This window comes from Mesorhizobium sp. M0768 (assembly GCF_040320195.1).
Classification (GTDB): domain Bacteria; phylum Pseudomonadota; class Alphaproteobacteria; order Rhizobiales; family Rhizobiaceae; genus Mesorhizobium.
On record NZ_JAMYPD010000011.1, the window covers coordinates 156,677 to 163,092 of the forward strand.

9 protein-coding genes are annotated in these 6,416 nt (G+C 58.5%); 8 read left to right on the forward strand and 1 reads right to left on the reverse strand.

Features of this window, described 5'->3' with window-relative positions:
* Positions 1–31: 31 nt before the first annotated feature.
* The 8 genes from NKI08_RS16895 (at position 32) to NKI08_RS16930 (ending at position 6,151) form a co-directional block, all read left to right on the forward strand.
* The gene (locus NKI08_RS16895; protein WP_352770977.1) at positions 32–1,516 is read left to right on the forward strand and encodes a TadE/TadG family type IV pilus assembly protein; all 1,485 of its coding nucleotides are present in this window, start codon (positions 32–34) and stop codon (positions 1,514–1,516) included.
* A gap of 14 nt (positions 1,517–1,530) precedes the next feature.
* A complete protein-coding gene (locus NKI08_RS16900) occupies positions 1,531–2,049 on the forward strand; it encodes a TadE/TadG family type IV pilus assembly protein (RefSeq protein WP_352473017.1) in 519 nt (172 codons plus the stop codon).
* 2 nt (positions 2,050–2,051) lie between these two features.
* Positions 2,052–2,687, forward strand: coding sequence for a TadE/TadG family type IV pilus assembly protein (locus tag NKI08_RS16905; protein WP_352473002.1), 636 nt, complete (start codon positions 2,052–2,054; stop codon positions 2,685–2,687).
* Positions 2,684–3,847, forward strand: a complete 1,164-nt coding sequence (locus tag NKI08_RS16910; RefSeq protein WP_352542686.1) for a CpaE/TadZ family protein — start codon at positions 2,684–2,686, stop codon at positions 3,845–3,847. Before NKI08_RS16905 ends, NKI08_RS16910 begins: the two co-directional genes overlap by 4 nt.
* A complete protein-coding gene (locus NKI08_RS16915) occupies positions 3,831–4,421 on the forward strand; it encodes a L,D-transpeptidase (RefSeq protein ID WP_352473004.1) in 591 nt (196 codons plus the stop codon). Before NKI08_RS16910 ends, NKI08_RS16915 begins: the two co-directional genes overlap by 17 nt.
* Positions 4,418–5,011, forward strand: coding sequence for a hypothetical protein (locus NKI08_RS16920; RefSeq protein ID WP_352770979.1), 594 nt, complete (start codon positions 4,418–4,420; stop codon positions 5,009–5,011). Before NKI08_RS16915 ends, NKI08_RS16920 begins: the two co-directional genes overlap by 4 nt.
* A 202-nt stretch (positions 5,012–5,213) precedes the next feature.
* The gene (locus NKI08_RS16925) at positions 5,214–5,516 is read left to right on the forward strand and encodes a beta-barrel domain-containing protein (RefSeq protein ID WP_352770981.1); all 303 of its coding nucleotides are present in this window, start codon (positions 5,214–5,216) and stop codon (positions 5,514–5,516) included.
* Positions 5,513–6,151, forward strand: coding sequence for a ribbon-helix-helix domain-containing protein (locus NKI08_RS16930; protein ID WP_352542689.1), 639 nt, complete (start codon positions 5,513–5,515; stop codon positions 6,149–6,151). Before NKI08_RS16925 ends, NKI08_RS16930 begins: the two co-directional genes overlap by 4 nt.
* 55 nt (positions 6,152–6,206) lie before the next feature.
* On the opposite strand, the gene NKI08_RS16935 is transcribed toward NKI08_RS16930, so the two are convergent.
* A partial coding sequence (locus NKI08_RS16935; RefSeq protein WP_352770983.1) for a hypothetical protein occupies positions 6,207–6,416 on the reverse strand: 210 nt, incomplete at its 5' end.

The window sequence follows — 6,416 nt, forward strand, 5'->3', positions numbered from 1 at the left end:
TCCTGGCGTCAAGGAGCAAAAGAGCAAGGCCATGCTGCGTATTATTCGCGCGTTCTGGCACGATCAGAGGGGAATAGCGCTGATACTGGTCAGCGTCATGCTGCCGGCGATCATCGGATTTTCTCTGCTGGTGATCGACATGAGCCGGCTCAACAATCTGCATAACGATCTGCAGAAGGGGGCTGATGCGTTTGCCCTGGCAGGCGCGGCTGAGCTGGACGGCACGTCGGGCTCTATCAGCCGTGCTGATAGGGCGATCGCTACGCTGGTAAGCAATCGATACACCTTCTCGACCGCCGGCCCTCCTCAAACGCTCGCTTCCGCCGGAGTGACCCGCCGATATCTTCGCTCATTGCCGGCCACCGACAATCTCCCGATTGTGCCGGCCAATGTGATCACCGACGAGCTGAATGACGCCAAACTTGCCCGTTTTGTTGAAGTCACTGTAGCCCCGGTCGGGTTTGCTGCAATCTTCCCGGCTTCCTTCTTGTCATCCAGCGCCAGCAACAATTTCAATGTCGGCGCAGTCGCTGTGGCGGGCTTCACTTCCGGCGTGTGCGATTTCACGCCGGTTTTTATGTGCAACCCTTACGAGACGGTGAACGGCACGAATGCAGCGGGCGGATTCACACTTGAGCAGGCCGTCTCCAACCCGGCTGTACATCGTCGACTGATCGAACTGAGGAAGGTCGGAAATGGGGCTGCCGCTGGCCCTGGTAACTTCGGCTTCCTCGAACCTCCGGCCGGTGTGGGGAACGGTGCTCAAGCCCTCGCTCAGACGATTGCAACATCAAGGCCGATTGGTTGCTACAGTTCCGCCAACGTTAGCACGAAAACTGGCCAGAACGCCGGCCCAGTGCAAGACGCCTTCAATGTTCGTTTCGGCATTGCAGCCAGCGGCAACCATTTCAATAGTGCTGAATACGGTCCAGCCGCGAACGTCCGCAAAGGGGCAATCAAGACCCGAGGAAGCGCAAACCAATGTCCTTCCATGAATCAACTTTCATTCACCCAAGCTGGAACAATGGGCCTTCCACGCGACGCGACCACTCCATACCTCGGCGGCCGAATGGGCGATGGAAATTGGAATTTCTCTGGTTACTGGAGCACCAACTTTGGTTCCGCTGCCTACCCATCTTCATGGAATACGACCAAGCCGACGCGCTATCAGGTCTACCGTTACGAGATATCGGCCGGGTTGGTAGGCATGGCGTCGACTGGTGGAGAGATCGGAACCCCGTCGGCAGCTTGCCAACCCCCTGTCACGACGGTTGACCGTCGGTTGATTTACGGTGCGATCCTGAACTGCAATGCACTCCAAGCTGCCGGCAGCGATCTGTCCGGCCACAGCACGGATCTGCCGGTGGAAGCTTTTGGAAGCTTTTTACTGACTGAACCGGTTGCGTCGCCATCGGAAGACGCATCCGTGATGGTTGAATTGGTAGACGTTACTGGGGGTGGCGGCCAGGGCACGCTAGACAATTTCCTCCGCGACGAAGCTCAGCTTTACCGGTGATGGCGATGATTGGAATGCTATTGCGTCATCTCGATAGATTTCGATGCGATCAACGCGGTGCAGTGCTCATCGAAATGACGCTGATCACGCCGCTGATGCTGATTTTGGCGGGTGGCGTGTTCGAGTTCGGCAATCTGATTCACGAAAAACTCTTGATGGAGGCCGGACTTTCAGATGCAAGCCGCTTCGCCGCGCGCTGCAACAGCCAATTGTATACACAAGCCGGGCTTGCGGCGATCAACTGCGCCGACATCGCTGCAAACATCGCTGTGTTCGGCAATGCCGCGGGAACAGGCAGTGCACGCGTCAGCGGCTGGCAGAAATCGAATGTGACGGTGACAATCGCCGCCTCCGGTTCCTGCCATGACGCTGTGGTTGCCGGCGTCGCGCAATATCGATCAACCACCGCGCAGGTCTGTATCGTCAGGGCTGCGGGTACCTTGGCGTACGGCGGGGTCGGCATGCTATCGATCATCGGCATCGGCCCGATCACGTTGAACGGCTCTCACGAGGAGCGGCTGATCCGGTTCTGACCATGTTCAAGCGTTTTGCGGATTCGGACGACGGCGCGGCGATGGTCGAAATGACCATCGTTTCGACGCTGCTGTTTGCCCTTGTCCTCGGTTTCATCGATTTCGGTCACGCCTTCTACCAATGGAACGCTGCTACCAAGGCGGTCCAACTCGGCGCCCGGCTGGCCTCGATTTCAGACCCAATTGCGACGGCCCTTGCAACTGCGGCGCCGACGACGACGCCGGGTGCGCCAGTCGTTGCCGCGGCATATGGCCCCTTCGTCTGCAGATATACTGCTGGCACAGGAGCTTGCACCAACGGCGGCACATTCAATGCCGCCAACTTCAGCCGTATCTTCCGCGGGGACACGGCAAACACCAACGATGATGCCTGTCCCCCACTCGCAGCAAATCAACGGCCCGGGATGTGCCATTTCTTTCCGCGCTTGCGCCGCGATAACGTGGTGGTCACCTACAGCGCCACTGGCTTGAGCTATCAGACCCGGCTGGGCGGACCGGTGCCAACAATCACCGTAAGTCTTCAAAACGTGACCTTTCAGTTCTTCTTTCTGCAAGGGCTGATGGGCTTTGCGAACCTCACCATGCCGTCCATGCTAAGCACGGTTACGGGCGAAGACCTGAAGAGCACATCACCATGAACGCCATCAACACGAAGGTTCTCCCAACCAAACGAAAGCAGGTCGCCCTGTTCTCGTCTGATTCGCAGTTCAAGCATGACGTGGCGACGCGGCTCGATGCGCTGGCGATCTATGACGTCCGGATTTCCGAAACGGATGATTTTCTCAAAGGCCCGACCCCCGACACGCGGCCGGGCATCGTAATCCTCGACCTTGCCAATGGCGAGCTGCTTGGCAAGCCTGGCATTATCGAAGGGCGCGCCCTGTGGGCGGCCGTGCCGCTGATTGCGGTTTCCGACGAACTGACCTCTGAACAGACGCGCATCCTGGTGCGAATGAACGCCTCGGACTGGCTGCACAAACCACTTGATGCCAAGGAGCTTCTGAACGCGGTCACCTTCCACGACACCGGCAACCAGGGCACCAAGAGCCGCATCATCACCTTTATCGGCGCTAGCGGCGGCGCCGGCGCTACGACGCTCGCTTTATCAGCGGCGGAGTTCCTGGCCTCGAAATCCACCGAACGTGCAGCTTCGACCTGCCTCGTCGACCTCGATTTCCAAAGCGCCAATTGTGGCGCCTATCTCAACCTGTTCAACCAGTTCGACCTTGCCGGCATCATCGGCCAGCCGGAACGGCTCGATGTCGAACTGATGGATGTCATCAAGCTCTCGCGCCCGTCCGGCCTGACGCTGTACGCCTTCGAAAGGCCGCAACTGCCATTCGAGCCGCAGGGCGCAGATTTCGTGTTCCGGCTGCTGGACCTCGTCGCCTATCGCTTCGATGACATCGTCATCGACCTGCCCAACATCGAAACTCCCTGGCAGAATCCTGTGCTTTCCACGAGCGACGCGATCTTCATCGTGTTCGAGCTCAACGTCGCCTCGCTGCGGCAGGGCAAGCGGCTCTACAAGAAGATCCGCGATTTGCGCGGCAATTCGGTGAACATCACGCTGGTCGCCAACAAGCACAAGAGCAAATGGTTCGGCAATCACTTTTCGCGCGGCGAACTCGAAAAGATATTCAAGGCACCGCACATCAAATCGGTTGCCTTGGACAATGCGCTGCTGACCGATGCGCTGAACCGAGCCATCATGCCTTCCGAAGTGGACGGGCGGGCACGCTTCAACAAGGATCTGAAGCGGATGTTCAAAGAGCGGCTCGATGACACTGCCCGGTAGATATCGCTTCGTTCCAACGCTGGCGGGCGCCTGCATCATGGGCCTGGCATTGGCGGCATCGTCCTGGGACTGCGCCCATGCCCGATCCGGGCTATCGGACCAGCCGCCGCTGCCAGCCATGGGCCCCAGCCTGCGCAAGTTCGTTTTTTTCCAAACCGCGGAACAGCCGGGCACGATCATTATCCGCAAGCAGGAGAAGGCGCTCTATCTTGTGACCCGAGAGGGTGAGGCGCTGCGCTATCAAATCAGCGTCGGGCGTGACGGATTTGGCTGGACCGGCACCGTGGAAGTGGGGGCGAAGACCGAATGGCCGGAATGGCGCCCACCGAGAGAAATGCGCGCGCGCCAGCCGGAGCTGCCGGAGATGGTGCCGGCCGGTCCCTACAATCCGCTCGGCGCACGGGCGCTCTACTTATCCCGAGACGGGCACGACACGCTTTATCGCATACACGGCACCAACGACCCTTCAGGCGTTGGCTTCGACGGCACATCGGGATGCTTTCGTCTTACCAACACCGATGTGATCGATCTTTTCAGGCGCGTCTCGGTCGGTGCAAAGGTGGTGGTCCAATGACGATGATTAGCGACCCGGACATGCCGGCGATCGACATTGGGCCGGCGACCCAAGCTATAGAGCAAGTTGTCGCTGGGAAACCGAGCAATGCCAGGATGATCGGGGTTGTTGCTGCAGGCACCTTGCTGATCACAGCCGCAAATTTAATAGGCGCGGTCTATCTCTTCCGCGGCATCAACGACCTGCGCTCTGTCGAAGGGAGGCTGGAACAGCTCGGATCGTTCGAGCAACGGATTGCGGCCCGGCTCGACATGGTCAATAACGGCTTTCAAAGCCGGTTTGAAAAACTGGACAATCAACTGCAGGGTAGCTTCATCCAGATCAACGGCAGCATTGCTCGGATAGAACAGAACTTGCCGCTGGTCAACGACGACGTTTCTACCGTGGCGGAGCCTTTTGTTGAGACGACCAGCGCCACGGCGGAGCCGGTCAGCGATCTCGATGGTGAAGAAGCGACCGAACGCAATATCGTCGAAGCACCACGCCCGCCCAAAAGGAAGATCGCAGCAGCGGTGCCCCCTGCCCCAAGCTCCTCCTACCGGCGCATAGAGCAGCCTGACGGCAAGGTCTATTACCGCAAGATCGATTAGAAGCGGGGTAAGGGGGCGTGGAGAATGCTTGCCAGAGAAGATCGTCCGCCGCTTTGCGCGTCGGCGTCCATATTCGTTCTGGGAGCGCTTTTCGTCGTTTTTGTCGGGTGGACGACGGTGCCTTCGTCCAGCCTGGTGCTCGTGGCTGACATCGTGCCAACCCACGAAACCTTGCTGATCGAAGTGTGGGTCTCGCTACGCGATGTCGTCTATTCGTCCCGACCACCGCGAGGCGCTGATAAAGGTCACCGCTTACGACCTCTCGATCTCCGGCGGCATCGAAGGCAAGGTCTCTAGCATGATCGCCGACAGTTTGGTCGATCAGAAAAACGGGGGAGCCTTTTACCAGGTTCGTGTCGCGGCGGACAAATCGGCGCTCGCGAGGGATGGCGAGACTTATTCAACCATCCCGGGCATAATGTGCTCAGTAGACATCAAGACGCAAGGCGATTCTGAGTTACCTTTTAAAGCCGATCAACAAGGCGCGTCAGGAGACCATGAGTGAGCGCTAGCGCCACCTCTCCTCCCATCAATCGTGATCGGCTGCTTCTAACGATCACAAAAGAGGATTTCGGGCTGGAATTCCGGGTCGTCGCGCGTGGCGGCATACGCCGCGGCATTCGTCTGGAAAAGGCTTTCTGGATATCTCTGAAGCAGATGGCTGAAAGTAGGAAATGCACAATCGGCATGCTGATCGAGGAGATCGCCGATAGCCCGACCAAGACTGGTAACCTGACATCGGCGATTCGGGTGGCTTGCATACACGGGCTGGCGGATGAAAACATGGCCCTGCGGAAGCTTGCATCGATCAGGACGATCAATGCCATATTGCTTGCCTGCCCCTCGCCCGCTTTTGCCTTGGCGTCATCGAAGAAGATCCTGACTTTCAATGCTTCTTTCCAGCAATTCGTCAAGCGTCAGTTGCCGATCGGACCAAACAATGATGCACGACTAGATCTCAAGCTGGCGCTGGATCTCCCTGTCGCCGACATTTTTGCCCAACTCGACGCCAACGGCGAAGTACCGATCGCCAGCGGCTTTGTAATCGGGGCCGGCGAACGCCGGTACCGAGGTCAATTGAATGTAGTACGGGCGCCCGTACCCGAACCGGAATTGCTGATGGCGTTCGTCAACAGCTAGAACTGCGGCCTCCGGTGAGCGAGGCTCAATCCGGGCTGAAGATCCTTCGTGTCATTTAGCGCGAATAGGAACTGTCTGCGAGACTTCGACATCTCGGGGTCATTCTGCCCATGTTGGGCAGGAGGTCGAGGTCCATTACCGTTGGCACCCGTATTTCGGACGTCGGCTTCGCTGCGAGAACAGCGAAGAGCGCGCCAACGGCCGGATCATTCATCTCGTCGTCGCGCCCGGGCATGTCATTACCGCTCCGGCCTGGATGATCGAT